Source organism: Campylobacter aviculae, from assembly GCF_005406215.1.
Taxonomy (GTDB): domain Bacteria; phylum Campylobacterota; class Campylobacteria; order Campylobacterales; family Campylobacteraceae; genus Campylobacter_D; species Campylobacter_D aviculae.
Genome location: NZ_NXMA01000009.1, coordinates 1 through 25,376 on the forward strand (window position 1 = coordinate 1; position 25,376 = coordinate 25,376).

Sequence of the window (25,376 nt, forward strand, 5' to 3'; positions counted from 1 at the left end):
AGTATTTATCTTTTATGATATTTTTTATCTTATTAATTTAATCTTTTATTCTTATTTATATGGTTTAGTGTTTTTGGATTTAATGTTATTGTTAGGTTTGCTTGGTTGTTTATATAGGTTAATTTGTTTTTCTATATAGGGTTTAGGTTTTTAATTTAGTAGTTAGTTTATATAGAATTGGTTAAACTGTTTTTAGTAGATATTGTTAAAGTTTTGTTTGGATAAAACTTAGATTTTTGAAGTTAAAAAAATACAAGTTAAATTTGACAATTGAAATTGTTTATTAATTATATGACATTAATTTTAAATAGTGGGAATATTTGTACTAATAAGGAAAATAGTTTTTATCTATATTCGAGTCGTTTAATAATCTTTTATAAATCTTAGTGTTTATGTATATAAAAGGATGAAAATTTTGTAATATTTAGATATAAAACGATATGGTAAGTTTAGAGACATTTAGAGAGTTTTAAGGCATGTGATAGTCAAGTATTAAAACAGTGCAACTTAAGACTTTGCAGTTTACTGTTAGATTTGGTATTGGGCGAATATTAAAAATGTTCCAATTTTATATATGTTTTGTTATATTGATACTATAGAAATTATTACAAAAATATAAGATTTTAATTTCTAGCATGATGATTATTTTATGATTATTTATGTATCAATGATAGAGCTTTTTAGTTGGGGTTATGTTTAAAGATAGTATAATATTACTCTAGTTTTTGGCAAATAGAGATTTTAGGGAGTTTAAAACGCATTTACAGTTTGGGTATGGAACTCATCATTGTATAGGCAGGAATCTGGCTGAACTTGAAATTAGGATTTTATTACAAGAAATTCTTGTGATATTCCTCATATAGCTCTTTATACAAGAGAGGAAGTGCAATGGGATAATGGCGTGATTTTACACCGCCCTTGTAATCTTCCTATTATCATTATCAATTTTTATTAAAAAGGAGATTTCTATGAAAAATAGTAAATATTTAATGCTCTTTACTATCTTACTTGCTGTTTTTGTTGTGCCAAGCTCTATTTCAGGTACTGCTATTGCTTTGCCTTTCATCGCTCAAGAGTTAGGAAAAGAGGCGAGTACCTTGCAATGGGTCGTGAATGCATTTAATTTGTTCTTTGCTAGTTTTACGCTTATTTGGGGAGCAATGGCAGATAAATTTGGGGCAAAAAAATGTCTTTTGCTTGGTGTGTTTGTTTATGTGCTTGGTTCTTTGCTCTCTATTATTGCATGGGATTTGTTGTTGCTAGATATAGCACGTGCTTTGGCAGGCATTGGTGGAGCAAGTGTCTTTGCAAGCGGAGCAAGTTTGCTTATTAGGAATTTTGAGGAAAAAGAAAGAGCTAAAGCCTTTGCCTTCTTTGGGACAACAGCTGGGCTTGGAATAACCTTTGGACCAACTATTTCTGGACTGCTTATTGATATTTTTGCCAATACTTTCATAGGAGATATGCTTATTTCTTATCGTGCTATTTTTGCCTTTCATTTTATTATCCTAGCCCTTGTATTGCTTTTAGGGCCAGCTTTACCAAAGGATAGTTCTAATGAGTTATCAAAAAATCCTTTTGATATCCTCGGTGCATTCCTTTTTGTGGTATCTCTCTTTTCTTTTATGGCATTTATTACTTCTTTAGCCTATTTTGATAATCAAACCCTTATTGCATTGATTATATTTGTTGTTTGTGGAGGCTTGTTTATAAGACAACAAAAATCTTTCCATACAAAGGGCTTACCCCCACTTCTTGATTTAGAAGTGCTTAAGAATAAAAGATTTTTCGGTTTTAGTCTTGTTACTGTAATTGCTGGTTTTAGCTTTGTGGTGCTTTTGACTTATTTTCCAAGCTTTTTACAAGCGGTTTGGGGTTTTAGTGCTTCTTCCTCAGGATTATTTATGCTTGCTCTTACTACTCCTATGCTTTTTTGCCCTCTTCTTGTTGCAAAGATGTTAAATTCTGGATGGGACACAAAAAAGCTTGCCCTTATGATGTCACTTTTAATGAGTTTCGGACTGACTATTTTGGCCGTGATCTTGTATTTCCTCCCAATGCAATGGCAAATATTACTCGTAATGTTACTTTTGTTTATTACTGGCGTGGGAATGGGCCTACACGCTGGAGGGATTGATAACTTAGCTTTAAGTAGTGTAGATTCTGCTAAAGCGGGACTTGCTGCTGGTGTGCTTAATTCTTGTAGATTAGGGAGTGAGACTATTGGGGTGGCATTGTATGGTGCATTATTGTTCTTCTTTGTAAGTATAAGTACCTCTTTTTTGGGTATTAGTGTAGGAGATATTAATGCGATTGTTTCAGGGAATACAACAGATATCACTGAAGGGACTAAAAGCTATCTTTATGCTTTTTGTGCGACATTAGCTATTTTGGGAGTATTGTGTTTAGCGCTCAGTGCTTATGTGTGGAGATTGTTAAAGCAAAAGCAATAAATTTTAAAAATTTGTAATTTTTATCATTATATATCATCACATCCAAAATGTTCGTGTACAATTTTAGCTAAAGTATTTTTTCTTATATCATAGAAACACTTTGTTATATCTTGAAAAACTAAGGGAGTACTCACCTTAAAAAAATTAGTTTATTGTAGATTTGTTAGTTTTTATGATACTATAATTGCTTTAATTGGTTCTTGATCTTTTATTATGGTTATTTGGCAAGCAATTTAAATTATTTTTGTGATTTACAATTTTAAACATTTTTTGAGTAGTACTTTGGTAATAATATTTTTATAGATTATAGGAATTAATATGAATACTATAATTAGAATTAGCTTTTTAATTACAATGTTTAAGTATAAAATAATAAATTTTATTTTATCTAAACCTTAATATTCACACTTCTATGTTTAGTTTTAGTTTTAGAACTTAATTTACTAAGATGATTGGTATTAGAGTTGGAATTGTTATCATTGGAATTAGAACTATCATTGTTATTTGTATTGTTATTATCTATTTTTACATTAAAAAGAATTTCTAATTCTTTTGCTAAATCAAATTTATTTTCAAGAAGTTTTTTTATGAGTTCATTGGTATCTTTACTTTGATAGGTTTCTTTGTTTTTACTTTCTGCTTGGATGGGTTTAAAGGGTTTTTGAGTATTGTCATCTTGTGTTTTTTTATCTTGGATATTTTGTTGTGTAGTTATGCTTGAAATATTATTATTTTGGTTTTTAGTATTATTTTTTACCCATTCTTGGACGGCTTGTTTAAAATCTTCTACATTTGTATATTTATATGTTAAACTTTCATAATCCAACAATTTCTTAAATAATTCATTAATTGAACTAGGATCATTTAATACAAGAGTAGAATTACTGATATTAGGGTTGTTAGCAAAGTTATTTAAATCTCGTACCTCTTCTATGCTCATATTTTTATCATAACCATTGAGTTTTCCTGCTATGGTTGTTTCTCCTTCTATAAGAGAGTTTTGTCCCATCATACCTGAAAAAAATGCCATTAATACACCACCTTTGCTTATAGTGCCATCATGATTTTTATAAAAATTTTCTCCTATATCTGTCTTTAAATTACTTGAAGCAAATATATTATCATTTTTTTTAATATAACCATTTGGATCACTATCTTGCCAACTTGGAAAACTTAAAGAGTGTTCTATAGGGTTTTCATAAATTGGGAGATTATCGGCCTTTAAGGCGTTTTCAAATTCTTCTTTAGTGCGATAAATATTTATTATTTGTAATGTTTTTTTATTGAAATCAAATCCTAAAGGAATTTTATTTATATCTTGGGTTGTAAAATTTCCGTTCGGCTCATCAATAAGTTGTGAAAAAACTTTGTAAGCATTTCCTATGGTTTTAGCTATATTGACATTATCAAAAAATTTATGATCAGATTTTGTAATATAATCGGCTAAATTTTGAACTCCTTTAGCATTAATCTTATAATCTTTAGGTATTCCTGCAGCTTCATTGAAATCACTGGTAAAAAAACCATCTTCATCTACACCATAACCTAGTATTTTATTAACAGCCTTAGATTTATCACTTACTAAATTTGAATTTGTTTGTTTTAATGAGGTATTGTTTGAAATATTGTTATTATTATTTAAATTTGTGTTGTTGTTTATTTCTTTATTGTTATTATTATCTACTGAATTATTTGTTTTAGAATTCTTTTTATTAGAATTTAAAGTATTTGTATAGTGATTATAATTTGAGTAAGAATTTATATTATTTATCATTTTACTGCCTTTTAGTATATTGATCATTTCTACCTTATATATCGGTAGAAATGATGGGAAGTTTATGATAATAATATTTTTATAGAAATAATGATGTACGTTTATAAATTTGTTTTTAATCGTTTTAAGTTTTAAAATTATTTTTTAAACTCTTTTATCTATACCTTTTTCATTAAGTTTTTCCATAAGTTCTAAAATATCTATTCCATTTTCTTTTTGAACTTTTAAAAATTGTTCCCAAAAACTATTTTTTATTTCATCTTTATAGGTTTCTTTGTTTTTACTTTCTGCTTGGATGGGTTTAAAAGTTTTTATTTCTTGTTCTTGTGCAGTTTGCATTTCTTGCTGAATATCTTTTCTGCTTTGCTCGGCAATTTCACCAAATCTAGCTTCGTGTTTGGCTTGAAGATCTAACCATTTTTGTTTAAATTCTTCTACACTCATGCTTGTGTGATAAATTTTTACATATTCTTTTTGTAAGTCTTCATCCATCCAATGCACCGAAGCTTTATTTTTTGCTTTAAAATCTTCAATTTCTTTAAAATCTTCTCGGCTTAATTCACCCTTTAAAATCTGATCTTGTATAGAGCCTTTAGCAATAGGAATTTCTTTTGTAAGTTCATCATAATAATCTTTGTAAGATTTTAGTAATTCATCTAAATTTGCAACATTTGACTTTTTTTTATCATTTGGAGTTTGAGCGGTATTTTTATCACTCAAACTCCAGTCATTCGTTATACTTATTCCAAAAATACCCAAACTTGAATTAATGGTATTCATATTTTACCTCCTAGGATACCAACCGCCAAGAGCACTTTTATATTTATTTGCCATTTTCTTGATCGCCATAATTATTATTTAGCATTTAATATCGACAAAATACAAATTTTTATTAATATCAATAAAATATAAAAATTAAATTTTACTAATACATTCTTTAAAGGTTTTTCCGCGTTCTATATAAGAACTAAATTGATCTAAACTAGCACAAGCTGGGCTTAAAAGAGCGACTTCATTTTTTTGAAGAACTTTTGAAATTTCTTCTACAGCTTTGCTTAATATTTCGCATTTTATTATTTTTATATCAGCATTTTTAGCATAATCAAGCATTTTTTGCGTGCTTATGCCTATAGCATAAAGCGTAATGTCAAATTTTTTCATAAATTCAAATAAAGTACTTAAATCAACCCCTTTATCATCTCCGCCGATGATTAAATGGATTTTTTTATCCTTGTACCGATTTAGCGCCGCCATAACAGCACTTTCATTGGTCGCTTTTGTATCATTTACCCAAAGTCTTCCTTGGGTATCAAATAATTCTTCAAGTTTATTTTCTTCAAGGATAAATTGATTTAAAAGATCATAACTTAAGGTATCTAGTAAAATTTTTTCTATAGCTAAAGACATAACAGCATCAAGCAAAAAAGGACTTTTAAAAGAAATTTTATCTATATCAATACCAAATTTACTTGCTAAATCTTTTTCATCTTCATAAGAAACAATATAGGCTTTAGTAGGGGTGTTCTCATAAATTTTTGGCAAAATTGCTATATCGCATTCATTCATTCTCTCTAAAACGCTGAGTTTATCTTTGACATAGTTTTCAAAATTTCCATGCCACGAAAGATGATCTGCGCTTATAGGCAAAAGAGCGTAAATTTCAGGTTTGGCAATATGGGTATAGTGAAGAGTGAAAGACGAAGTTTCAAGTACCCAAAGTTTAGCATGAGTATCAAGTTTGGCTAAAGGAGTTCCAATATTTCCTCCCATTATCGCGCCTACGTGTGATAATAAATGCGTTGTCATTTGTGTGGTTGTTGTTTTTCCATTTGTGCCACTAATCCAAACAGATCTTGGCATAGCATCATAAAAAAAGTCATATTCGCTTTGTAGATTTTTTGCTTTTTTTATTAATGCATGGTTTGGTGAAAAACCTGGGCTTGGAATTTCAAGATCGCTTGAATTTTGATCAAATTCTTTAGGGTTTAAAAGGTAATTACCTAATTCATCTTGAGTTGTATTTTTAAAATTATCATCATAAATATTAAAAACTCCAAATTTATCAGCAAGATTTTTTGCTATAGCCTGTGTTGTTTTTCCATATCCAAAAAGAGAAATTTTCATCAGCGTAACTTTATGGATGCAAGTGCGAGTAAATTTGTAAGAAAAGCGATCATCCAAAAGCGCACTATGATTTTATTTTCTACCCATCCTACTTTTTCAAAATGATGATGAATAGGTGCCATTTTAAAAACTCTTTTGTTAAAAATTTTAAAGCTTCCCACTTGCAAAATAACTGAAATGGTTTCAAGAACAAAAACAAAACCTATAAGCAAGAGTAAAACTTCATTTTTGCTGATGATAGCTAAAAAGCCTATAAATCCTCCGATAGCCAAACTTCCACTATCTCCCATAAAAACTTGAGCTGGATAGCAGTTATACCATAAAAATCCCATTAAAGCACCAATCAGCGCAGCACAGATAATGCTAACTTCGCCTAAACCTTGAATTTTTGGTAAAAGTAAGTATTCGCTATAGTTAAAATTTCCACTCAAATATAAAAAAATGCCTAAAGTTGATAAGGAAAAAATACTAGGTACGGTTGCTAATCCATCAAGTCCATCGGTTAAATTTACAGCATTTGAACTTGAAATTAGAACTAAAACCCAAAAGAAAAGTGCAAAAATTTCCATGTTAAAAAGAGGGTATTTGTAAAATGGAATATAAAATTCAGTGTTAAATTGAGAACTAAAATATAAAGGTAGGACGCAAATTAAACCCGCACCAATTTGGGCTAAAAGTTTCATTTTTGGACTGAGTCCTGAGTGATTATCTTTTTTTAAAACTTTGCCAAGATCATCAACAAGGCCAATAAGGCAAAAAAGAGTAAGACAAAGTAAGGAGCTTATAGCAAAAACATTTTCATATCTTATGCACAATAAACTTGCCAAAAGAGCACAAAATATAAACACAAGACCACCCATAGTTGGAGTATGTGATTTTACCTTGTGGTTTTCAGGAGCATATTTATAAATAGGTTGATTAGCATTTTTAGCTTTTGTCCAAGCTATAAATTTAGGCATTAAAAACAAAGATAAACATAAAGCGATAAAAAACGCAAAACCAGCACGCACACTAATATAAGTAAAAAAAGCATAATTGCTTAAATCAGAAAGATAATACAAATTGAACCTTCTTTTTGGTTTTTAAAAGCTTAATTTTATTAAAATGTAACCAAAAAAATTCTTATAAAGTTTAGAATAATGAAACAAAAATGTATTTTAGTGATTACAGATGGAATAGGTTTTAATCAAGATAAAAAATTCAATGCTTTTGAGGCAGCAAAAAAACCTACCTATGAAAAGCTTTTTAAAGAAGTACCTTATTCTTTATTAAAAACCAGTGGTTTGGCAGTGGGTTTGCCCGAAGGTCAAATGGGAAATAGTGAAGTAGGACATATGTGTATAGGTAGCGGACAGATTATTTATCAGAATTTGGTGCGGATCAATCAAGCTATTCAAAATGATCAGCTTAGAAACAATTCTAATTTAAAAAGTTTATTAGCAAAATGCAAAAAAATCCACATTATAGGACTTTATAGTGATGGTGGAGTGCATTCTATGGATACGCATTTTAATGCTTTGCTTGAAATTTGTGCTCAAAATGGCAATGAAGTTTTTGCCCATACTATCACTGATGGACGAGATGTAGATCCAAAAAGTGCTTTAGGTTTTATTAAAAATTTGCAAGATCATTGTGACAAATTGGGAATTTGTTTTGCGACTTTATGTGGGCGTTTTTATGCGATGGATAGAGATAAACGTTGGGATAGAACTCAAGAATATCATCAGTGTTTAATGGGCGAAAGCCAAAGCACTGAAGATTTTGTAGAATATATAAAACAATCTTATCAAGATCAAATCACAGATGAATTTATAAAAGCGGTTAAACACAAAGACTATAAAGGATTAAATGAAGAAGATGGGTTGATTTTTATCAATTTTAGAAACGATAGAATGAAACAGCTTGTTGAGGCGTTAAATTTTCAAGATTTTAAAGAATTTAAACGAGATAAAATTTTTCAAAATTTATTAACCATGAGTGTTTATGATGATCGTTTTGATATCCCTGTAATTTTTCAAAAAGAAAAAATTCAAAATACTTTGCCAGAAATAATTTCTAAAGCAGGACTTACGCAACTTCATACAGCTGAAACTGAAAAATACGCCCATGTGACTTTTTTCTTTAATGGAGGCAAGGAAGAGCTTTTAGAAAATGAAACAAGAATACTAATTCCAAGTCCTAAGGTTAAAACTTATGATGAAAAACCTCAAATGAGTGCTTTTGAAGTATGCGATATCGTAAAAAAAGGGATCAATAAGGGTGAAGATTTCATCGTTGTTAATTTTGCAAATGGTGATATGGTAGGACATACTGGAAATTTTGATGCGGCTGTTAAAGCTGTAGAGACAGTGGATACTTGCTTGGGTGAAGTGATTGAATGTGCTAGAAAAAATAATTATGCTTTTATTATCACAAGCGATCATGGAAATTGCGAAGCTATGCGAGATGAAAAAGGTAATTTACTCACTAACCATACAACCTTTGATGTTTTTGCATTTATAGAGGCAGATGGAGTGCAAAAAATTAAAAACAATATGGGGCTTAGTAATATAGCTGCAAGTGTTTTAAAAATTTTAGATTTAGAAATTCCAAAAGAAATGAATGAAGCTTTATTTTAATTGATTTGCTTTTTCTTTCTTAAATTTGTTAAAATTCTGATAAATTTTGAAAAATTAATTTTGATTAAGGATAAAATATGAAATTTGGCGGAAAAAATGTTTTAATAACAGGTGCAAGTAAAGGCATAGGTGCTTCTATTGCAAAAACTTTAGCAGAGTTTGGACTTAAAGTATGGATTAATTATCGTTCAAAGCCAGAACTTGCAGATGCTTTAAAGAATGAAATTGTTTCAAAAGGTGGAAATGCTGCAGTGATTAAATTTGATGCAAGTAAAGAAGATGAATTTGAAAATGCTATTAAAACTATATTAGAAAGCGATGGCGAGCTTAGTTATCTTGTAAATAATGCGGGTATAACCAACGATAAATTAGCCTTAAGAATGAAAATGGAAGATTTTAGTTCGGTTGTAGATACAAATTTAAATTCAGCGTTTTTAGGTTGTAGAGAAGCTTTAAAGGTGATGAGTAAAAAGCGTTTTGGTGCTGTGGTAAATATAGCTTCTATTGTTGGAGAAATGGGAAATGCGGGGCAGGTTAATTATTCAGCAAGCAAAGGGGGAATGATAGCTATGACAAAGTCGTTCGCTAAAGAAGGTGCTAGTAGAAATTTACGTTTTAATTGTGTGACTCCAGGCTTTATAAAAAGTGATATGACTGAAGTTTTAAGTGAAGAGATTAAACAAATGTATCAAGATAGCATCCCTCTAAAACGCTTTGCAGAACCTGAAGAGGTAGCCAATTGTGTCGCATTTTTGTTAAGCGATTATTCTTCTTATATTACAGGAGATGTGCTTAAAATCAATGGCGGCTTATATATGTAAAGGATAATTTATGGATTTAAAAGAAATAGCACAATTTTTAGATGAGAATGCGCCTGCTTTTTTGGCCACTTTAGGTACTTGTGGAAATCCTAGAGTTCGTCCTATACAAAGTCCGCTTTTGGTTAAGGATAGAATTTATTTTTGTACCGCAAATACAAAGGGCCTTTTTAAACATATACAAAATTATAATGGGATTGAATTTTGTTCTTGTTCTAAAGAAGGAACTTTTTTAAGACTTAGGGCTAATGCGGTTTTTGAGTCTAATTTGGAAGTGAAAAAAATGATGTTTGAAAAATATCCTTATCTTGCAAATCTTTATGAGAATCCTGAAAATCCTAAATTCGAAGTATTTTATCTCGATAATCTGAGTGCTAGAATGCAATTTAATAACGGAGAATTTAAAATTTTTAAGGCTTAAAGCAAGAAAAATCTTGCTTTAAATATTTATTTCCATTTTTAAAGAATGTTCCCAAAAAGCAATTTCTAAGCGAACAACATTATAAAAGATTTTACTAAGTTTGTTAAATTTTTCTTCCGATATTTGTTCAGTATAAGAATTTACAAAATTTTCAAATTCTTTAACACTTGCTTGAAATTCTTGACTTGAATAGGTTAAAATCCATTCTTTATAGGGATGATTTTGTAATTTTTCTTTTGAAATATCTTTATAAATTTTACTTCCTATATAACCATAACCTATTGCACAAGCACTAAGAGCTATAAGCATATCTAAAAAATCCCCATTTTCACCAACACCTAATATATAGCGTGAATAAGCAATATTAACAAGACTTTCATCTTTTTCATTAAAATTACTTGTATCAATACCTAGCTCTAAGATACTTTTGTGAAGTTCTAGCTCACCTTCTAAAGTGTAATTTTGAAATTTAATAGCAAAACGCAATTCTTCCACTGTATTTGCATTTAAGGCAAGTCTTGCATAGCATTTTGAGTAGTTGATAAGATACATGTAATCTTGTTTTAAGTAGAAAAGAAAATTTTCTTTATTTAAAGTTCCTTCTTTAAGCCCCTTAACAAAATTATGATCTAGATATTGACACCAAACTTCTGAATTTTTTTGAATAAGTCTTTGAAAAAGCATGTTTTACTCCCAATATTTTTGTTACTTTTTGAAGTATAGTCAAAAACTATAAATATTTTTAAGTTTTTTATAGTAAAATACGCTTTATTTTATATTTTATTTAAGGAGATATACAAATGGCAACATTTGATGATGTAAAAGCAGTAGTAGTTGAACAATTAAGTATTGATGCAGATACGGTTAAAATGGAATCTAAAATCATTGAAGATTTAGGTGCAGATTCTTTGGATGTTGTAGAATTGATTATGGCTTTAGAAGAAAAATTCGAAGTAGAAATTCCAGATAGTGATGCTGAAAAACTTATTAAAATAGAAGATGTTGTAAATTATATTGATAATCTTAAAAAATAATTTTTTAATTAACTTTACAGGAGTTTATTCTTGAAAAGAGTCGTGGTTACAGGCATGGGCATGATTAATGCCCTTGGTTTAGATAAGGAGAGCTCTTTTAAGGCTATTTGTGAAGGTAAAAGTGGAGTGAAAAAGATTACTCTTTTTGACACCACGGATTTTCCAGTCCAAATCGCTGCAGAGATTACAGATTTTAATCCTTTAGAAGTTGTAGATCCTAAAGAAGCAAAGAAAATAGATCGTTTTATCCAATTAGGCATAAAGGCCGCTAGAGAAGCAATGCAAGATGCTAATTTCAAAGAAAATTTCAATCAAGAAGATTTCGGAGTAGTATCTGCTGCCGGCATAGGTGGTTTGCCTAATATAGAAAAGAATTCCGTTATCTGTTCTGAACGTGGGCCACGAAAAATTTCTCCATTTTTTATTCCTTCGGCCTTAGTTAATATGCTAGGCGGTTTGGTTTCAATTGAGCATGGACTTAAGGGCCCTAATATTTCTTGCGTAACAGCTTGTGCTGCAGGAACTCATGCCATTGCTGAGGCTTATAAGAGCATAGCTTTGGGTACTGCAAGTAAAATGCTTGTTATTGGTGCTGAAGCTGCTATTTGTTCTGTTGGAATAGGTGGTTTCGCATCTATGAAGGCACTATCAACCAGAAATGACGATCCAGAACACGCTTCAAGACCTTTTGATAAGGAAAGGGATGGTTTTGTTATGGGTGAAGGTGCAGGTGCTTTGGTTTTTGAAGAATATGAGGAGGCCAAAAGAAGAGGAGCTACTATTTATGCAGAATTGGTAGGATTTGGAGAGAGTGCTGATGCACACCATATTACTTCACCAACTCTAGATGGTCCTTTAAGAGCCATGAAAAAAGCTTTAAGTATGGCCGGAAACCCAAAAGTAGATTATATTAATGCACATGGGACTTCAACACCTGTTAATGACAAGAATGAAACAGCAGCCATTAAAGAACTTTTTGGAATCAATGTTCCACTTGTAAGTTCTACAAAAGGACAAACGGGGCATTGTTTAGGAGCTGCAGGAGCTATTGAGGCTGTTATAAGCATAATGGCTCTAAGAGATAGTATTGTACCTCCAACTATAAATCAATTTATAAAAGACGAAGAATGTGATTTGGATTATGTTCCAAATTCTGCTAAAAAAGTAGATTTAAACGTTGTAATGAGCAATTCTTTTGGTTTTGGCGGCACAAATGGTTGTGTTGTATTTAAAAAAGTAGATTAAGCATGGCTTCGTATTTAGACTTTGAAAAAAATATACAACAACTTGATGAAGATATTGCCAATGCGCAAATTAAAGGCGATATTGATGCTATTGCCATTTTAAAGAAAAATCTTGAGAAGGAAATTTCAAAAACTTATAAAAATTTAAATGATTATGGACGTTTGCAGCTTGCTCGTCATCCTGATCGTCCCTATGCGCTTGATTATATAGAACTTATTTTAAGTGATGCTTATGAAATACATGGAGATCGTGCTTTTAGAGATGATCCCGCTATTGTTTGTTTTATGGGATATTTAGGTAATAAAAAACTTATTGTTATCGGTGAGCAAAAGGGACGAGGAACTAAAGATAAGATAGCAAGGAATTTCGGGATGCCTCATCCTGAGGGTTACCGAAAAGCTTTAAGGGTTGCTAAACTTGCAGAGAAATTTCAAATTCCGATTTTGTTTTTAATCGATACCCCTGGTGCTTATCCGGGTATAGGTGCCGAGGAAAGAGGACAAAGCGAAGCCATTGCTAAAAATCTTTACGAATTGAGTGATTTAAAAACCCCTACTATAGCTATAGTGATCGGAGAAGGCGGAAGTGGAGGGGCTTTAGCTATAGGTGTTGCTGATAAACTTGCTATGATGAAAAATTCTGTTTTTTCTGTTATTTCTCCTGAAGGTTGTGCAGCGATACTTTGGAATGATCCAAGCAAGACTGAGGTAGCAACAAAAGCTATGAAGGTAACAGCCGATGATTTAAAAGAGCAAGGCTTGATAGATGATGTTATTGAAGAACCTATCAATGGTGCACATAGAGATAAAGAAAGCGCTGCTATTGCTATTGCTGATTATGTAAAAAAAGCTTTAGACGAATTAAGTGAAATAAATCCGAACGAACTTGTCGCTAATCGTATGCAAAAAATACTCAAACTAGGATCTTTTTTAGAGGCTTAGTTTTATTACTTTTATATTAATTTAAAATACCTGTGATACTATAGTAAAATTTTAGTTTTTGTAAAAAGGGTTTAAATGCCATTTGAAAATTTAAAAGAAATATTATTTGATTATTCAGACTATATTAAACCTAAACGTTTTTCCTACGAAAGCAATGGAAAAAAATGTACTTGGGATTTTATAGAAACAAAAGATAGTGTCTCTATTCTTGTCTATCATAAAGATTTTAAAAGCTTCGTTCTAGTTCGGCAATTTCGTATACCACTTTGGTATTATCAAAAAATCAACAATTGCAAAGATAAAGATTTAGGTTATACTATAGAACTTTGCTCCGGACTTGTGGATAAAAATTTACCCTTAGATCAAATTGCAAAAGAGGAATGTATTGAAGAGTTAGGTTATTTGCCAAAAAAACTTGAAAAAATAAAAGATTTTTATACAGGTTTTGGTTCTGGTGTAAATAAACAAAGTTTATATTTTGCAGTAGTGGATGAAAACGATAAAGTTTCCGATGGTGGTGGAATAGAAGATGAACAAATAGAGACTATTTTTGTTAAAGTCGATGAATACGATAAATTTTCCAAAGAAATTATTTGCAATTCCTTGCTCGAATTTGCTTACTTATGGTTTTTAAAAAGAAAGAAAGATTTTTACCTTTAATTTTTAAAGGTAAAAATAACTCTTATTTAATTTTTATCATTTGAATGTGTTTCGTGAAGCATTTCTTTAAACACATCAAACAGATTTAAAGAAGCATGTTCTGCAATTTGACATCTTTCAATAATTCTGTGTTGAACAGCACTTAAGCTTACATCTTCTGTAGCTGCTATATCGATAGCAGTATTCATATTTTCATGCACTTTCTCATGAGGTTCTCCAATTTTCAAGAAGCTTTTGCTAGTTCCAAATCTATCTTTTCCTGTGCTCGCGAGCCATTTACCAAGACGGCAACTTGTATGATCTGCAAGTCTTTTTCCTGTTTTTGTAAATATTTCTCTATAGCCGTTAAGTTTAAAAGCAATATGATCTAATTTAGCTAAAGATATAAATGCTTCAGAAGCAATATTTACAGCATTTGAATTAGTAGAATGTGCTTCATTTACTAAATGAGAAAATTTTTCCGAAAAATTAACAATGTGAGCACTAGAATCTATAGAAATTTTTTCCACTTGCTCACTTTGAGTGTACATTTCATTTGCATTTTGTTTCAAAAGATTAATATTCATCTCTACTTCTGTAGTTGCTTTTTGTGTTTTTTCGGCAAGTTTTCTAACTTCATCTGCTACAACAGCAAAACCTCGTCCATGCTCTCCTGCACGTGCTGCTTCTATAGCAGCATTGAGTGCTAAAAGATTGGTCTGATCGGATACATCCTTAATTAAATTAATTACATTAGTAATTTCATCAACACTACGATGCAGGGTTCCTGCTACATCACGTGTTTTATTGGCTGACTCAGTAATATTACTCAAAGAAGAGTTAATCGAGTCTGCGATATGATTAAGTTCATCCATTTCCACGAGTGAGGTTTTGGAATAATTGGAAATAATTTCAGCTTTATCAACATTTTCAAGCATATCACCTTGAACTATAGTAATATTTTGTAAAATTCCATTAAGCAATACGTTTAAAAGATCAGTTTTTAACTTTGATTCCAAAGCTTCTTGTTCTAGACTTGAAATTTTATTTTTTAATTCTAAATTTTCAGCTTTTATATTTTGAATCTGATGTAAAAGACTTTTATTTTCTTCTTCAAGCTTATGCGATTCTGTGTGATTACTTTTTTTGTTAAACATAATTCCCACCTATTTTTTATAATTTTCTAAATATTCTTTTATTTTGTCTTTAATATAAAGTTTTTCTTTTTTAAGACTTGAAATTTCAATATCACTAAGCGACGGGATATTTCCTTGCTCCGCATTTTTAATTCGATCATCAAGCTCATTATGACGCTCAAACAATTTATCAAAATGCGCATCCTTGCCCTTTAGCTCTGAAATAAGTTCACGATACTCATGCAACATATCAAATTCTCCTTACTTTTGATGTTTTAGTGAAATTAAAAATTCATTCATCTAGTATTATATCTAAGTAATTTAATATTTTTACTTATAAAAACATTAAAAAACAAATATTTTAAAAATGCATTTACATAATTAAGTAAGAGGTGTTATATGAGGATAAATCCTCACAAGAAGTTATTTAGAATTTTGTTTTTTAAGAGTTCTTAAAGTAGAAGCAGCAATTCTCATTTTTCTTGTAGTGCCATCTTCTAAAGTTATTCGAACTGTTCTGAGATTAGGTAAAAAGCGTCTTTTTGTTTTATTGTTAGCATGGCTAACATTGTTACCTACCATTGGACCCTTACCTGTAATTTGACATACTCTTGCCATCTTCTTATCCTTATAAAAATTTCAAATCAAGATTTTATCAAATTTAAGCTTAAAATATTCCATAATTTATAGTTTTTTTAATATATAAGTAGATAAAATATTATTCGTTTCATTCAATATATGATTTAAGGTATGATGATGTATGTAGCCCCAAGTTTATTATCTGCAAATTTTTTAAAACTGAAAGAGGAAATTCAAGCTGTTGAAGATGCAGGAGCCGATCTTTTACATATTGATGTAATGGATGGATATTTTGTACCTAATTTCACTTTTGGACCTTGTGTGATAGAAAAAATTTCTAGCATAACCAAACTTCCTTTAGATATACATTTGATGGTAAAAGATGTGACCAAATTTGTAGATTTATTCGTTCCATTGAAGCCAAAATTCATTTCCTTTCACATAGAGGCTGAAAATCATCCTATAAGAATATGCGAATATATAAGATCTCATGGAATTCATCCAGCTATAGTTTTAAACCCTCATACTCCAGTTAGTTTTATCAATTATTTAATAGAATTCGTAGATATGGTGCTTTTAATGAGTGTAAATCCTGGTTTTGGGGGTCAAAGTTTTTTAGACCTCACTTATGATAAAATAAGAGAATTAAGAGAATTGATTGATAAAAAAGATGCTAAAGTATTTATAGAAGTTGATGGAGGGGTTAATGGTTTAAATGCTAGCGATTTAGAAAATGCAGGAGCAGATATTTTGGTAGCTGGAAATTATATTTTTTCTTCAAATGATTATAAAACTTCTATTTCTTCTTTAAAGCTTGAATTTTGAGTTTACAACAAGTTGAGCAAATCATTTCTATACTTAATAAACAAAGTAAGCCTTATGAATGGGTGATTCAAGAATTTCACAAGGTGGATGAGCTTAAGGATTTTGATCTTGATTTAGAAACTTTTGAACTTTTGGGTTTAGCTTTTTATTTAAATCAGGATAATTGTTTAAGTTTAAAAACACGTACCACAAAAATCAAAGAAGAGACTTTTTGCATAGTGGATATAGAAAGTACAGGTGGTATTAAGCATGGACAAATTTTAGAAATTGGGGCTGTAAAAATTAAAAATTCCAAAGAATTAGATCGTTTTAACACCTTAATAAAAGTTGATCAAATACCAGAAAATATTACAGAATTAACAGGGATTAGTTTTGATATGGTTGAAAATGCTCCGAATTTAAAACAAGTTTTAAGAGATTTTAAACTTTTTTTAAGGGATAGTATTTTTGTGGCACATAATGTTCGCTTTGATTATGGTTTTATTTCCAAAGCTTTACATGAATGTGGCTTAGGAATTTTACTTAATCGTTATATTTGCACTATAGAATTTGCACAATGTTGCATACAAAGTCCCAAATACAAACTTGATGTCTTGAAGGAATTATTAGGGATAGAAAGTATCCACCATAGGGCTTTAAGCGATGCTTTAGCTGCGGCTGAAATTTTTAAATATTGTCTATCAAAACTTCCTTATCACGTTCAAACTACAGAAGAGTTAATAAAATTTGTTAAAACTTCTCGCACCCAACGTAAAATTGCGATATAATAATACAATAAATGACGGGAGCTTGTGAAACAGGCTGAGAGTAAGCTAAAAGCTTAGACCGAACCGGATCTGGATAATGCCAGCGTCGGGAAGATTTTATTATCAAACGCTTTAAAATTTACATTCACCCTCATTTATCCAAAAATTTTTATTAAGGATAAAATATGAAAACTCAAATGCTTTATGCTAAAGAAGGTATTTTCACTAAAGAAATGCAAATTGTCGCCCAAAAAGAGCAAGTAAGTCAAGATTTTTTGCTTGAAAATATTGCTTGTGGCAAAATCATCATACCTGCTAATATTAATCATAAAAGCCTTGATCCCAATGGTATAGGATTTGGACTTCGCACCAAGGTAAATGTTAATTTAGGTGTTTCAAATGATTGCATTGATTATAGCGAGGAGATGAAAAAAGTAGAACTTGCACATAAATTCGGAATTGAGGCTATTATGGATTTAAGTAACTATGGAAAAACGAGTCATTTTAGAGACGAACTCATCACTTTTTCAAAGGCAATGATAGGTACAGTTCCTGTTTATGATGCAGTAGGATTTTTAGAAAAAGATTTAAAGCAAATTGAAGCTAAAGATTTTTTAGACGTGGTTTATCATCATGCAAAAATCGGTGTAGATTTTATGACTATACATGCTGGAATAAATTCACGTGCTGTTAAAGTTTTTAAAGAAGGAAAAAGGCTTACAAATATAGTTTCAAGGGGAGGATCTGTGCTTTATGCTTGGATGATGATGAAGCAAGCTGAAAATCCTTTTTTTGAATATTATGACGATTTGTTAGAAATTTGTTTAAAATATGATGTAACCTTGTCTTTAGGTGATGCCTTGCGTCCAGGTTCTACGCATGATTCAACCGATGCATCACAAATTACAGAACTTATAGAATTATCTTTACTGACGCAAAGGGCTTGGGAGGCTGGAGTTCAAGTGATGATAGAAGGTCCTGGGCACATGGCAATAAATGAAATCGAAGCCAATATGCAACTTGAAAAACGTCTTTGCAAAGGAGCACCTTTTTATGTTTTAGGGCCTTTGGTGACTGATATTGGTGCAGGATATGATCACATCAGCGGGGCAATTGGCGGTGCTGTAGCAGCTGCAAGTGGTGCTGATATACTTTGCTATGTAACACCAGCTGAACATTTAAGACTTCCAAATTTGGATGATGTTAGAGATGGAATAGTGGCAACAAAAATTGCAGCACATGCTGGCGATATTGCTAAGTTGCCAAAAGAAAGAATGAGAGATGATGATATGAGTAAAGCAAGGCAAGATATAGATTGGGAAAAAATGTTTAAACTTGCCATTGATGGAGAAAAGGCTAAAAAGATGTTCAATGAACGTCGTCCGGATGATTTGAATTCTTGCTCTATGTGTGGAAAAATGTGTGCGATGAATACAATAAATCAAGTCCTAAAAGGCGAAGATGTAAGTTTAGTCTGAATAAATTTCCACAGAAAAATTTATAGCAATGCCTTTTGGTATTGCTTTTAATGTAATAGGATAACTAATTTTAATTAAATTGTCATAATCTTGTAAAGCATCTATACAGTCATAAAAGCGTCTAGGGTTATTCATAATTCCTTGTATGTTTAATTTATGAGTTAAATATTTGTCTTTTTTATTGGTATTGATTTCTTGAATTTTAATATTTTGAAAATATTTTAATAAAAAAACTTTTAATTGCTTTGGATTTAAGTCTTGGTCAAATTGTTTAAGAATTTTATTGTTTTGTCTTTTCAATTTAGAAATTTTATCCTCACTTGATTCTAAATCTGTTTTAACCGAATTGAAGATTGCAATTTGGGAATTTTCTTTTAGATTAATATTTTTATAATCTTTCAATATAGGTAGTAATAAAAATAAAATCAAAGCCGTACATACGGTGATAAAACTTAAGGCAAAAATAATAATTTTTAAAATATCTAATTCTTCAAGACTTTTATCTTTCATTTAAAACTCCTGAATTTTTCTTACTAATACTTACAAAACGATACCAACCATTATTTAAACGATAATATGTTGTGTTGCTTTGATCAAAAATACTTTTCAAAGGTGTTTCTAAAAGTAAAGCAAACATTTCTCTTGTAGGTGTAACTCCAGTAAGTTTTAAAGAATTTTTTTCTTGTTCCACGCTTTCAAGGGTAATGCTTCCAGTTTTTACAACTATATCGAAGAGATTTTTTAGGCTATTTTTTATGATTTGATTTTGTTCATTTATATCATAAGCCATTCGACTTTTTTCGGAAAGTATCTCATATGATATTTCATTTTGTTTAGTTTGATTTTGCATTTTTACAACTTCTTGTTTTTGTTTATCTATGGAGTGATTTACCAACGCAATTTTTGTAAGATATAGAAAATATGTAGCAAATATAAAGATAATTCCAAAACTAAAAAGCCCAAACCAAATTTTACTAAATAATGTAAAAATAGGTTTTTTTCTAGGTTTTATAAAGCTATAAGTCATTGGAGTTCCTTTTGCATGAGCTCTATCATAAGCTCAAGCGTATTAACTTGTTTGGCTGTAATTTCTAAAAATGTCTCATCTTCTAAGAATTCAATCGCACTAATACCCAATTCTTTTTCGCTAAATATATATATATATTCGATAAAAGTTCCGGAATATTTTTCATCTTTATAGAATTTCTCAATACTTGCAATAATATGGCGGCAAAGATCCATATCGTGACTGAATTGATTCAATTCTTCAAGATTAAATTCATTGTCGGTTTCATCTGATAATTCCACATTATCTTCTTTATCTGAAGAATTTTCCAAATTTTCATTAAAATCATCAAGTGTTAATTCATCTCCTAGTAGATTTTCGCTTGATTCATTTGAATATTCTTCTGAATTTTCTAATTCTTGATTAAAAAAAATCAAATCCCCATATAGAATTGTATTATTTTTACAAACCATAATTGTTATTATGTGATTATGGTTATAGGCATAGAGTGTTATTTGGTTATTATTTATATTCTGTTTTAAAATATTGTAATAAAGCAGAGCAAAAGGGGAATATAAAAAATCTAATCCATTATAGTCTTCAAAAAGTTCATTAAAATATTCTACATGTTCTGTTGCAGTAAATATTGAAGCATTGTTTAAAGGAATGGATTTGAGACTAATCTTGCCAACATTAAATCGTTCAAAATCTTTTTCATTAGTGCTTGGAATAAGACCTTGTTCTTTTGCATTTAAAAATAGAGCTGTATGAAAAAATAAAAATTTTTTACTTAGATTCTTAACGTGCTCTAGTGCTTTTTCGCTTTTATTAAAGGTTTTTTCAGTGCTACTTAGTAGTTTTTGGTTTCTATATATAGAAGCTTTAAGAATACTTTTTTTATCTTCTAGGATAATACTGATAAAAAGTTGAGGTAATATCTTTTTAAGCAAAAATAACATTTTATTCCTTAAAATTATCCATTTTTTCAATATTATTAAAACAATTTAATAAAAATTGTTTAGCTTGCTCTTTGTTTAAATTTGAAATATCCAAAGGATCGCTAAGACTATAAACCAAGCTTGTGAAAGGCTTAGGTAAAATCATCTTATCCCAGCTTTTAAATTTCCAAAAACGTTTTGCTTCATAATTTAAAAGTCTTATTTTAACATTTTTTTTCTGTGCAAGCAACACTGCTCCATCTGAAATACTATGATAAGGTCCACGTGGTCCATCTGGAGTAATCACTATATCGTCATTTTTATCTAAAACTTTAAAAGCCGATCTTAAGGCACCACTAGCACCTTTTGATGTGCTCCCTCTAACTGTATCTAGTCCAAACAATTTAATAATTTTAGCAATTTGCTCTCCATCTCTGTGATGGGAAATCATCACATACGCTTTTTTATCTTTTTGTCTAAAATATCTAAAGGCAAAAGGCATTAAGGCTAAGCGACCATGCCAAAAAAGTATCACGCAAGGTTTTTTATCAACTTTATTACCTTTATATATTTTCTTACAAGTTAAAAAAATGATCCATTGTAAAATGAAAACTAAATAAGCTATAAAAGTGATTTTAAATGAGTTCCCCATATAAAACCATACGCTTTGCATTTTTGATTTTTACATTTTTAATTTGTCCTAAAAGTTCTTCGCTATGTTCCACTTGGACTAAAAAATTATTGTCTGTTCTTCCTGCTATTGAATTATTAGGCCTTAGCTCTTCAAATAAAACTTTAAATTCTTTATCATTTTGTTTTTCAACAATTTCATCCAAAATTTCATTATGGCGATTTTGCAAAATAGAAAGTCTTTGAGATGCTACTTCAGGATCAATTTGATTTGGCATAGTGGCTGCTTTGGTTAAAGGACGTTTTGAGTATTTAAAAGAAAACATTTGTTCGAAACGAACTTTCTCTAAAACATCCATTGTATCTTCAAAATCTTTTTCACTTTCTCCAGGAAATGCTACAATGATATCCGTAGAAATGCTTACATTTGGACATAATTCTCTAAGCTTTAAAGCTCTATTTAAATACCATTCTTTTGTGTAGCCACGTTTCATTGCTTTTAAAATTTCATTAGATCCGCTTTGTAAAGGCATGTGCATTGATTTGCAAATTTTAGGATTTTGAGAAAAAACTTCTAAAAATTTATCATCCATGTGTAAAGGATGAGGACTAGTAAAACGAATACGCTCTAAACCTTCTATAGTGCTAAGTTCTTCAAGTAGATCTGAAAAATCCATTTTTTTATGGTTATTTCTGAATCTTTTACCGTAATTATTGACATTTTGTCCGAGTAGAAAAATTTCTTTTGCACCTTTTTGCACCGCTTTTTTTGCTTCATTATAAATAATATCAAAAGGTATGGAGATTTCATCACCTCTGGTATGAGGTACTATACAATAGGTACAATGTTTATCACATCCTATAGAGATATTAATATAAGATTTATAAATACTGTTTCTAAAATCAGCAAAGGCGAATTCGCTTTCATCGTAATCTATATCGACGCTAATGAATTTCGGAGTATTGACAGCTTCTGCAATTTTTGAAATATTTCTAGCACCTAAAACAAAATCAACATAAGGGGCACGACGAAAAATTTCATTACCCAAATGCGAGGCAGTGCAACCACATACTCCTATTTTAGCATCTTTCTTTTTTACTTTTTCAAAACTTCCTACTTCGGAAAAAAGTTTATGCACAGGTTTTTCACGTACGGAGCAGGTATTGATAAGTATTAAGTCCGCCTCCTTAATATTTTCTGTTAAGGAATAATTTTCTTTTTGAGTAAGCTCTGCAACCATATGCTCAGAATCCCTGACATTCATTGCACAGCCTAAAGTCTGAATGAAAAGTTTTTTAGCACTCAAAGAATATGCACCTCATACATAAAATCATTTTCATCTAAGCTATATTTAATTGTTCTATAATAAACACTTAAGCCCTTTTTTTCAAAATGTTCAACTAAAGCGATAAGATTTTTGTGAGAATTATCTTTATCAAAATAAAAAAATTTTTGTCCCTCTTTAGCTACAATCTCTTCGATTGTACTGAGACTGATATTTTTAGGTTTTCCATTAATCAAATTTCTTACTAATTTTAAATCCATGATATATCCTTAAGCGTCTTTAAATTTACAATTTTATCAAATTTTACTTTTAATTAAACTTATTTAAAGTATACTTTTAATCTACTTTATATTATAAATCCCAAATTAAGGTATTGATTATTATGGAAAAAATCGCAGATATTATTGAAAGCATTGCGAATGAAAAAAATTTAGAACTTGAAAGCGTTAAAGAAAAAGTTATTTTAGCTTTAGTTAATACAGCCAAGAGAATTTATGGACAAGAATATGATTTTTTTGTTGATAAAAAAAAGCTAGATCTCTATCAGAAAATTTTAGTTGTAGCTGATGATGACGAGAGATTGAAAGAAAATAAAGAAAGTTTTATCGCATTAAGTAAGGCAAAAATTGAAGCCCCTGATGTTGAAATAGGAGATGAGCTTACTTATGAGTGTTCTTTGGAAAATCTAGGAAGAACTGCTGTAAATATTTTACACAAAGAGTTGGAATACCATATTCAAAAATTACTTGAGCAGACTATTTTTGAAAAATACAAAAATAAAGTCGGCAAGATAGTTTTTGGAAATGTTGTACGTATAGATAATGATGAAAATACTTTTATAGAAATTGATGAATTAAGAGCTTTTCTTCCAAGAAAAAATCGCATTAAGGGTGAAAAATTTAAAATCGGGGAAGTTGTAAAGGCCGTAATAAGACGTGTTTATACAGATAAAGGAATTAAAATGGAACTTAGTCGAACAAGCCCTAAATTTTTAGAGTGTTTGCTTGAAGCTGAAGTTCCTGAAATTAAAGATGGCTATGTTAGCATAATGGGTTGTGCCAGAATTCCTGGTGAAAGGGCAAAAATTATTCTTAAATCCAATGGAGTTAATGTAGATCCAGTAGGAGCTACTGTTGGAGTTAAAGGAGTTAGAATCAACGCGGTGAGTAAAGAATTGCATAATGAAAATATAGATTGTATTGAATTTAGTAATGAACCAGAAATTTTAATTGCGCGAATTTTAGCACCAGCTATAGTGAATTCTGTAAAAATTGAAGATAAAAAAGCTATTGTGAGTTTAAATAGCGAACAAAAAAGTAAAGCTATAGGAAAAAGTGGAATCAATATTCGTCTTGCAAGTATGTTAAGTGGTTATGATATTGAACTTTATGAGTTAGAAAATGGGAATGCAAATCACTCTTTAAGTAATGAAGAAGCTTTAAAAAATTTACAAGATTTGTTTAAAATTTGATAAAAGCTATATCTTTAAAATTAGAGATATTTTTGATTAAACCATTTCCAGTAAAACGCAGCAAAAATAAAGATAGTTCCCAGCAAAGTCGTGATGGTTTCTAAATTGAAACCCAGATAAAATAAAAATCCCATGAGTTGAGAAATGATAGCGCTAAAACTAAGATAAACCATATCTGTATAAGCAATTACTCTTCCATAGTAAGCTTTATCGCAATTTTTTTGTATCATCGTGTAAGTATAAGCCCAAAGCGATGAAGTGAAAAAACCTGCTGTAATAAGTCCTATAAAAGAGATATAAAAACTAAATTGAGTTAAAGCCCAAAGTATGATTCCAAACCCTTGTCCTAAATATAAGAAAAATAGGGTTTTGTTATTGACAAATTTGCTTAAAATAATAGGCCCTAAAGCTAAAGAACAGGCACGCACTGCATTTAAAAATCCAATGACCAAAGCAGCTGATAATACTTCTTTGTATTTATGTTTTGCTAGTAAAGTTACTAGAGTTTCATAAGCCGTAAGTCCTATAAAGGCGTGAAATAGGATGAGATGAAGTATGATTTTATTTTTAAAAATATAGAAAAATCCTTCTTGAATCATTGATAAAAAATTATTTTGGATTTTTTGTTTGAATTCAGGAATGTTTAATCGAGTTAGAAATAAAAAACCGATAATAATAAGACAACAATCAAACAAAAAGGCAGTTTTGATACCAAAAAAATTGATAAAGATTCCCGCACTAGCCATACCAGCTGTATAAGAAACTGCCCAAATAACACTATGCATTTCATTGGCAAGTTTTAATTCTTGTGAAGTTAAAATTTTAGCAAGCAAACTCATTTCAGCTTGAAAGTAAATGGAGGCCACGCATAGTCTAACGAAAATTAAAATGAATAAAAGCCAAAGCATGCTAAGGCTTGTTACAAATATAAGACAAAAAATAGAGACAAGTTCTATACTGATCATACTTAATAAAAGTTTTTTAGGTTTATTCTTTTCAACAATCACTCCATTGATAGGAGCAAGTAGCACTCCAGGCAAAAAAGCAAGCATAGCACTAGTTGAGATTGCCCAAGTAGGTGCATTGAGATTGACCAATAAAGTAAAAACACCTGTTTGAGAAAACCAAGCACCAAAATAAACTATAAATTGAACTGAAGCTAAAATTCTAATGTTTTTGTTATGTTTTAATAAATCAAAATAATTCATAAATGA

General features: G+C 30.2%; 28 protein-coding genes, 1 pseudogene and 1 riboswitch. Of the genes and pseudogenes, 13 read left to right on the forward strand and 16 right to left on the reverse strand.

Annotation, left to right across the window (positions count from 1 at the left end; translation table 11 throughout):
* The first annotated feature begins 725 nt into the window (after positions 1 to 725).
* Both CQA76_RS09410 and CQA76_RS05630 read left to right on the forward strand, forming a co-directional pair.
* Complete coding sequence (locus CQA76_RS09410) at positions 726 to 863, forward strand: cytochrome P450 (RefSeq protein ID WP_137622459.1); 138 nt, start codon at positions 726 to 728, stop codon at positions 861 to 863.
* 105 nt (positions 864 to 968) lie between these two features.
* The gene (locus CQA76_RS05630) at positions 969 to 2,453 is read left to right on the forward strand and encodes an MFS transporter (RefSeq protein ID WP_137622460.1); all 1,485 of its coding nucleotides are present in this window, start codon (positions 969 to 971) and stop codon (positions 2,451 to 2,453) included.
* A gap of 388 nt (positions 2,454 to 2,841) precedes the next feature.
* Here the strand turns inward: CQA76_RS05630 and CQA76_RS09225 are convergent, their stop codons facing one another.
* From CQA76_RS09225 to mraY, 4 genes are all read right to left on the reverse strand, one after another.
* Positions 2,842 to 4,227: a Cj0814 family flagellar-dependent secreted protein gene (locus CQA76_RS09225; RefSeq protein WP_232364909.1), complete on the reverse strand. Its 1,386-nt coding sequence runs from the start codon at positions 4,225 to 4,227 to the stop codon at positions 2,842 to 2,844.
* A 144-nt stretch (positions 4,228 to 4,371) separates the two neighbouring features.
* Positions 4,372 to 5,007: a hypothetical protein gene (locus CQA76_RS05640; protein ID WP_137622461.1), complete on the reverse strand. Its 636-nt coding sequence runs from the start codon at positions 5,005 to 5,007 to the stop codon at positions 4,372 to 4,374.
* Between the two features lie 135 nt (positions 5,008 to 5,142).
* Complete coding sequence (gene murD / locus CQA76_RS05645; protein ID WP_137622462.1) at positions 5,143 to 6,351, reverse strand: UDP-N-acetylmuramoyl-L-alanine--D-glutamate ligase; 1,209 nt, start codon at positions 6,349 to 6,351, stop codon at positions 5,143 to 5,145.
* Entirely contained in the window at positions 6,351 to 7,412 is a 1,062-nt protein-coding gene (mraY, locus tag CQA76_RS05650; RefSeq protein ID WP_137622463.1) for a phospho-N-acetylmuramoyl-pentapeptide-transferase, read from the reverse strand. Before mraY ends, murD begins: the two co-directional genes overlap by 1 nt.
* Before the next feature lie 78 nt (positions 7,413 to 7,490).
* Between mraY and gpmI the strand changes: the two genes are divergently transcribed.
* From gpmI to CQA76_RS05665, 3 genes are all read left to right on the forward strand, one after another.
* Complete coding sequence (gene gpmI / locus CQA76_RS05655) at positions 7,491 to 8,969, forward strand: 2,3-bisphosphoglycerate-independent phosphoglycerate mutase (protein ID WP_137622464.1); 1,479 nt, start codon at positions 7,491 to 7,493, stop codon at positions 8,967 to 8,969.
* 77 nt (positions 8,970 to 9,046) lie between these two features.
* A complete protein-coding gene (fabG, locus tag CQA76_RS05660) occupies positions 9,047 to 9,790 on the forward strand; it encodes a 3-oxoacyl-ACP reductase FabG (RefSeq protein ID WP_137622465.1) in 744 nt (247 codons plus the stop codon).
* Between the two features lie 10 nt (positions 9,791 to 9,800).
* Positions 9,801 to 10,208 carry a pyridoxamine 5'-phosphate oxidase family protein gene (locus CQA76_RS05665; protein WP_137622466.1) on the forward strand — a complete coding sequence of 136 codons (408 nt, stop codon included), beginning with the start codon at positions 9,801 to 9,803 and terminating at the stop codon, positions 10,206 to 10,208.
* Positions 10,209 to 10,226: 18 nt separating this feature from the next.
* Here CQA76_RS05665 and tenA read toward each other — a convergent pair whose 3' ends face one another.
* On the reverse strand, positions 10,227 to 10,892 hold the full coding sequence (tenA, locus tag CQA76_RS05670) for a thiaminase II (protein ID WP_137622467.1): 666 nt from the start codon (positions 10,890 to 10,892) through the stop codon (positions 10,227 to 10,229).
* Positions 10,893 to 11,008: 116 nt separating this feature from the next.
* On the opposite strand from tenA, the gene acpP reads away from it, so the two are divergent.
* The 4 genes from acpP (at position 11,009) to CQA76_RS05690 (ending at position 14,088) form a co-directional block, all read left to right on the forward strand.
* Complete coding sequence (gene acpP / locus CQA76_RS05675; protein ID WP_137620899.1) at positions 11,009 to 11,242, forward strand: acyl carrier protein; 234 nt, start codon at positions 11,009 to 11,011, stop codon at positions 11,240 to 11,242.
* Between the two features lie 30 nt (positions 11,243 to 11,272).
* Positions 11,273 to 12,487, forward strand: a complete 1,215-nt coding sequence (locus CQA76_RS05680; RefSeq protein ID WP_137622468.1) for a beta-ketoacyl-ACP synthase II — start codon at positions 11,273 to 11,275, stop codon at positions 12,485 to 12,487.
* Positions 12,488 to 12,489: 2 nt separating this feature from the next.
* Entirely contained in the window at positions 12,490 to 13,428 is a 939-nt protein-coding gene (accA, locus tag CQA76_RS05685; protein ID WP_137622469.1) for an acetyl-CoA carboxylase carboxyl transferase subunit alpha, read from the forward strand.
* 75 nt (positions 13,429 to 13,503) lie between these two features.
* Entirely contained in the window at positions 13,504 to 14,088 is a 585-nt protein-coding gene (locus CQA76_RS05690; protein WP_137622470.1) for an NUDIX hydrolase, read from the forward strand.
* 26 nt (positions 14,089 to 14,114) lie between these two features.
* Here the strand turns inward: CQA76_RS05690 and CQA76_RS09415 are convergent, their stop codons facing one another.
* The 4 genes and pseudogenes from CQA76_RS09415 to rpmB form a co-directional block, all read right to left on the reverse strand.
* Positions 14,115 to 14,564: a CZB domain-containing protein gene (locus CQA76_RS09415; protein ID WP_408608976.1), complete on the reverse strand. Its 450-nt coding sequence runs from the start codon at positions 14,562 to 14,564 to the stop codon at positions 14,115 to 14,117.
* Positions 14,544 to 14,813: pseudogene (locus tag CQA76_RS09420) on the reverse strand (methyl-accepting chemotaxis protein); the annotation flags it as partial. The pseudogene CQA76_RS09420 and the gene CQA76_RS09415, both read right to left, overlap by 21 nt.
* Before the next feature lie 420 nt (positions 14,814 to 15,233).
* Complete coding sequence (locus CQA76_RS05700; protein WP_137622472.1) at positions 15,234 to 15,452, reverse strand: YdcH family protein; 219 nt, start codon at positions 15,450 to 15,452, stop codon at positions 15,234 to 15,236.
* Between the two features lie 174 nt (positions 15,453 to 15,626).
* The gene (gene rpmB / locus CQA76_RS05705; protein WP_137622473.1) at positions 15,627 to 15,821 is read right to left on the reverse strand and encodes a 50S ribosomal protein L28; all 195 of its coding nucleotides are present in this window, start codon (positions 15,819 to 15,821) and stop codon (positions 15,627 to 15,629) included.
* 138 nt (positions 15,822 to 15,959) lie between these two features.
* Between rpmB and rpe the strand changes: the two genes are divergently transcribed.
* From rpe to thiC, 3 genes are all read left to right on the forward strand, one after another.
* Positions 15,960 to 16,607, forward strand: coding sequence for a ribulose-phosphate 3-epimerase (rpe, locus tag CQA76_RS05710; protein WP_137622474.1), 648 nt, complete (start codon positions 15,960 to 15,962; stop codon positions 16,605 to 16,607).
* Complete coding sequence (locus tag CQA76_RS05715; RefSeq protein WP_137622475.1) at positions 16,604 to 17,374, forward strand: 3'-5' exonuclease; 771 nt, start codon at positions 16,604 to 16,606, stop codon at positions 17,372 to 17,374. Before rpe ends, CQA76_RS05715 begins: the two co-directional genes overlap by 4 nt.
* 4 nt (positions 17,375 to 17,378) lie before the next feature.
* A riboswitch (TPP riboswitch) is annotated at positions 17,379 to 17,483 on the forward strand.
* Positions 17,484 to 17,538: 55 nt separating this feature from the next.
* The gene (thiC, locus tag CQA76_RS05720) at positions 17,539 to 18,831 is read left to right on the forward strand and encodes a phosphomethylpyrimidine synthase ThiC (RefSeq protein WP_137622476.1); all 1,293 of its coding nucleotides are present in this window, start codon (positions 17,539 to 17,541) and stop codon (positions 18,829 to 18,831) included.
* Here the strand turns inward: thiC and CQA76_RS05725 are convergent.
* From CQA76_RS05725 to CQA76_RS05750, 6 genes are read right to left on the reverse strand one after another with little or no spacing between them, the layout of a single operon-like run.
* On the reverse strand, positions 18,823 to 19,341 hold the full coding sequence (locus CQA76_RS05725; RefSeq protein ID WP_137622477.1) for a hypothetical protein: 519 nt from the start codon (positions 19,339 to 19,341) through the stop codon (positions 18,823 to 18,825). The two genes, thiC and CQA76_RS05725, sit on opposite strands and share 9 nt — an antisense overlap.
* Positions 19,331 to 19,858 carry a hypothetical protein gene (locus CQA76_RS05730; protein WP_137622478.1) on the reverse strand — a complete coding sequence of 176 codons (528 nt, stop codon included), beginning with the start codon at positions 19,856 to 19,858 and terminating at the stop codon, positions 19,331 to 19,333. Before CQA76_RS05730 ends, CQA76_RS05725 begins: the two co-directional genes overlap by 11 nt.
* Positions 19,855 to 20,796, reverse strand: coding sequence for a clan AA aspartic protease (locus CQA76_RS05735; RefSeq protein WP_137622479.1), 942 nt, complete (start codon positions 20,794 to 20,796; stop codon positions 19,855 to 19,857). Before CQA76_RS05735 ends, CQA76_RS05730 begins: the two co-directional genes overlap by 4 nt.
* 1 nt (position 20,797) lies before the next feature.
* Positions 20,798 to 21,427 carry a lysophospholipid acyltransferase family protein gene (locus tag CQA76_RS05740; protein WP_137622480.1) on the reverse strand — a complete coding sequence of 210 codons (630 nt, stop codon included), beginning with the start codon at positions 21,425 to 21,427 and terminating at the stop codon, positions 20,798 to 20,800.
* On the reverse strand, positions 21,411 to 22,712 hold the full coding sequence (miaB, locus tag CQA76_RS05745) for a tRNA (N6-isopentenyl adenosine(37)-C2)-methylthiotransferase MiaB (protein WP_137622481.1): 1,302 nt from the start codon (positions 22,710 to 22,712) through the stop codon (positions 21,411 to 21,413). The genes CQA76_RS05740 and miaB overlap by 17 nt, the downstream gene beginning before the upstream one ends.
* Positions 22,709 to 22,951, reverse strand: coding sequence for an HP0268 family nuclease (locus CQA76_RS05750; protein WP_137622482.1), 243 nt, complete (start codon positions 22,949 to 22,951; stop codon positions 22,709 to 22,711). The genes miaB and CQA76_RS05750 overlap by 4 nt, the downstream gene beginning before the upstream one ends.
* Positions 22,952 to 23,073: 122 nt before the next feature.
* Between CQA76_RS05750 and nusA the strand changes: the two genes are divergently transcribed.
* Complete coding sequence (gene nusA, locus CQA76_RS05755) at positions 23,074 to 24,162, forward strand: transcription termination factor NusA (RefSeq protein ID WP_137622483.1); 1,089 nt, start codon at positions 23,074 to 23,076, stop codon at positions 24,160 to 24,162.
* 20 nt (positions 24,163 to 24,182) lie between these two features.
* Here nusA and CQA76_RS05760 read toward each other — a convergent pair whose 3' ends face one another.
* A complete protein-coding gene (locus tag CQA76_RS05760) occupies positions 24,183 to 25,370 on the reverse strand; it encodes an MFS transporter (RefSeq protein ID WP_137622484.1) in 1,188 nt (395 codons plus the stop codon).
* Between the last annotated feature and the right edge of the window lie 6 nt (positions 25,371 to 25,376).

Coding starts and splice junctions, on each gene's coding strand:
- CQA76_RS05690 (WP_137622470.1), top strand. CDS start 13,504: ATGCCATTTGAAAATTTAAAAGAAATATTATTTGATTATTCAGACTAT.
- accA (WP_137622469.1), top strand. CDS start 12,490: ATGGCTTCGTATTTAGACTTTGAAAAAAATATACAACAACTTGATGAA.
- CQA76_RS05735 (WP_137622479.1), bottom strand. CDS start 20,796: ATGTTATTTTTGCTTAAAAAGATATTACCTCAACTTTTTATCAGTATT.
- thiC (WP_137622476.1), top strand. CDS start 17,539: ATGAAAACTCAAATGCTTTATGCTAAAGAAGGTATTTTCACTAAAGAA.
- CQA76_RS05700 (WP_137622472.1), bottom strand. CDS start 15,452: ATGTTGCATGAGTATCGTGAACTTATTTCAGAGCTAAAGGGCAAGGAT.
- CQA76_RS05640 (WP_137622461.1), bottom strand. CDS start 5,007: ATGAATACCATTAATTCAAGTTTGGGTATTTTTGGAATAAGTATAACG.
- gpmI (WP_137622464.1), top strand. CDS start 7,491: ATGAAACAAAAATGTATTTTAGTGATTACAGATGGAATAGGTTTTAAT.
- acpP (WP_137620899.1), top strand. CDS start 11,009: ATGGCAACATTTGATGATGTAAAAGCAGTAGTAGTTGAACAATTAAGT.
- CQA76_RS05725 (WP_137622477.1), bottom strand. CDS start 19,341: ATGAAAGATAAAAGTCTTGAAGAATTAGATATTTTAAAAATTATTATT.
- CQA76_RS05760 (WP_137622484.1), bottom strand. CDS start 25,370: ATGAATTATTTTGATTTATTAAAACATAACAAAAACATTAGAATTTTA.
- CQA76_RS05630 (WP_137622460.1), top strand. CDS start 969: ATGAAAAATAGTAAATATTTAATGCTCTTTACTATCTTACTTGCTGTT.
- CQA76_RS05730 (WP_137622478.1), bottom strand. CDS start 19,858: ATGACTTATAGCTTTATAAAACCTAGAAAAAAACCTATTTTTACATTA.
- rpe (WP_137622474.1), top strand. CDS start 15,960: ATGTATGTAGCCCCAAGTTTATTATCTGCAAATTTTTTAAAACTGAAA.
- CQA76_RS05740 (WP_137622480.1), bottom strand. CDS start 21,427: ATGGGGAACTCATTTAAAATCACTTTTATAGCTTATTTAGTTTTCATT.
- murD (WP_137622462.1), bottom strand. CDS start 6,351: ATGAAAATTTCTCTTTTTGGATATGGAAAAACAACACAGGCTATAGCA.
- CQA76_RS05665 (WP_137622466.1), top strand. CDS start 9,801: ATGGATTTAAAAGAAATAGCACAATTTTTAGATGAGAATGCGCCTGCT.
- tenA (WP_137622467.1), bottom strand. CDS start 10,892: ATGCTTTTTCAAAGACTTATTCAAAAAAATTCAGAAGTTTGGTGTCAA.
- CQA76_RS09225 (WP_232364909.1), bottom strand. CDS start 4,227: ATGATAAATAATATAAATTCTTACTCAAATTATAATCACTATACAAAT.
- fabG (WP_137622465.1), top strand. CDS start 9,047: ATGAAATTTGGCGGAAAAAATGTTTTAATAACAGGTGCAAGTAAAGGC.
- nusA (WP_137622483.1), top strand. CDS start 23,074: ATGGAAAAAATCGCAGATATTATTGAAAGCATTGCGAATGAAAAAAAT.
- rpmB (WP_137622473.1), bottom strand. CDS start 15,821: ATGGCAAGAGTATGTCAAATTACAGGTAAGGGTCCAATGGTAGGTAAC.
- CQA76_RS05750 (WP_137622482.1), bottom strand. CDS start 22,951: ATGGATTTAAAATTAGTAAGAAATTTGATTAATGGAAAACCTAAAAAT.